The organism is Clostridium tarantellae (assembly GCF_009295725.1).
Taxonomy (GTDB): domain Bacteria; phylum Bacillota; class Clostridia; order Clostridiales; family Clostridiaceae; genus Sarcina; species Sarcina tarantellae.
This window is the reverse complement of sequence record NZ_WHJC01000429.1, coordinates 1-2,107: the sequence shown is the minus strand read 5'-3', so window position 1 is coordinate 2,107 and position 2,107 is coordinate 1. Positions and strand designations below refer to the sequence as shown.

Genomic DNA, 2,107 nt, shown 5'->3' with positions numbered 1-2,107 from the left:
AGTTAATACATGAGTATTGTAAAAATTTATTTTATTTTTAAATTTTAAACAAAGATATTTATTAAAGCTATTTTTATCTTCTAAATTATAAATAATAATTAGATAAAATAAAACTAAAGGAAAAACTAATGTTGTATAAGAAAATCCATTATTGATAATATCATAAAAAGAAATTTTCAAAGGCTCTTTTATGATGAATAAATATAACGAAAACAAATAAAGAAATAAAAAAATAAAAGCTATTTTTACTTTAAAACAATTTAAATTAAATAAGATATAATTATATATTTTTTTCATCTTTAAATATCACTCCAAAATAAAATAAAGCTAGTCCAACTATAAATAGTCCTAATTGATATAAAATTATATTTGTATCACTCATAAATGAGCCTAAAGTAAATAAGTATGTTGCTTTTAAGTTTATAATTCTATTAAATCCTGATATTTCTAAAATTGTTCCGGAAAATATATAATAGAAAAAAGGAAAAACTATAGTTAAATATTTATTTTTTAACCAAGGGGATACTCCTAGTGCTAGGGTTGAGAATATTACATTAAAAATAAATAATGAAATTAATAAAAATACAGCATATCCTAATTTAGAGTAATTATATATATACATAAAAGCTCCAGAAAAATCATTAGAACTAAGGCTATTGACATTAATTCCTAGTAAAATTATTAAAAATAATAGCATAAATGTTGCTGGAATTAAAATAGCTAATCCACTAACAAGAGCATTGATAAAAATTTTAATAAAAATATATTTTCTTTGACTTTTTCTCATATAAATATATTTTAAAAATCCTGATTCTTTGTCTTCTAAATATGAAGTAGAAAATGGAAGACATGCTAAAATAGGTGCTACAATTAGTAAAATTCCTACGGAAGTAATGCCATTAGTAATTTTAATGAAAATATCTATTCCATCAAAAACTTCTTTAAAGTTACATAAACTCCATTTAGGAATAGAATATTCGAAAATAAAAGGGGTAACAAATAAGATTAAAGTTATTAAAAATGTTATTAAAGTATTTTTTGAGGTAAGTGCTCTGTAAAATTCTTGTTTAAAATAATTTTTCATTTATATCCTCCTAAAATTAAAGAATGGATACATATCATTAATAACATATATCCATGAGTTGTTTTTATTAAAATTTAAAATGGCGTAAAAAATCCATGTACATCACATTGATGCCAAGTATCTGAAGAGGTTTTTAGTCCCATATTAACTTTCCATCCCCAATAAGATTTAGCGATATTATTATCATAATACATTAATATATTACCAGTTCTTTTAAAGGAAGATGTGGGAGTCAATTGACCATTATTATCTTGATTCACCCAACAAAGTACTGTTGAACCTTCCCATCCAAAATAATCACACTCGTTATGTGCAATATTTGACTGGCTTTGTTTTATAGCTAAATTAGTATATCTAGTTCCCAAGCTTGGCAATCTGTAATCGTACTCAGCCGAATTACCTGTAGAATAAACAATACTTGACAATAAATTCAAACTAGCACCTAAAATCGCTATGCAACAAAGAGTTTTTGTTATTTTTTAAAATTTCATAGTTAATTCTCCTTAAAAATTAATATAATTATATATAAAAGCAAATATTTATCTAAAATATATTTTTAATAAATTATTTAATTAAATTATAACTTAAGTTTAAAAAGAATAAAAGAATAAAAGAATAAATTTATGTTAGAATAAATGTATAAAATAAATTTGATTTTAATTTTATTATTTTTTGATAAAATAATAAAAATAATTACTTTAAAATATAAAAATATTTGTTAAGTATATGATTTATTTAAAGATTAGAAAATTATAGTATTATTTATATATTTATAAAATTTCATGCACTTCTCCTAAAATTTTCATTAAAAATATTGACAAAAAAGTTAGGGTTAAGTATCATATTAATATACAATTTAATAAATCTTCAGGGCAGGGTGAAATTCCCTACCGGCGGTAAAGCCCGCGAGCCTTATGGTATGATTCGGTGAAATTCCGAAGCCGACAGTAAAGTCTGGATGGAAGAAGATAAATATAAAATTTTATAAGTAAGTATGTAAGTTAAATTAAAATGTATATAAAC

At 22.2% G+C, this 2,107-nt stretch carries 2 protein-coding genes and 1 riboswitch; both genes read right to left on the bottom strand.

Going from position 1 to position 2,107, the window contains the following annotated elements; all coding sequences use genetic code 11:
* Nucleotides 1–280 precede the first annotated feature (280 nt).
* On the bottom strand, nt 281–1,084 hold the full coding sequence (locus GBZ86_RS15280) for a hypothetical protein (protein WP_152892083.1): 804 nt from the start codon (nt 1,082–1,084) through the stop codon (nt 281–283).
* 74 nt (nt 1,085–1,158) lie between these two features.
* Nucleotides 1,159–1,518 (bottom strand): hypothetical protein, encoded by a 360-nt coding sequence (locus GBZ86_RS15275; protein ID WP_152892082.1) that lies wholly within the window; start codon nt 1,516–1,518, stop codon nt 1,159–1,161.
* A 425-nt stretch (nt 1,519–1,943) separates the two neighbouring features.
* A riboswitch (FMN riboswitch) is annotated at nt 1,944–2,058 on the top strand.
* Nucleotides 2,059–2,107: the final 49 nt, after the last annotated feature.

Coding starts and splice junctions, on each gene's coding strand:
- GBZ86_RS15280 (WP_152892083.1), bottom strand. CDS start 1,084: ATGAAAAATTATTTTAAACAAGAATTTTACAGAGCACTTACCTCAAAA.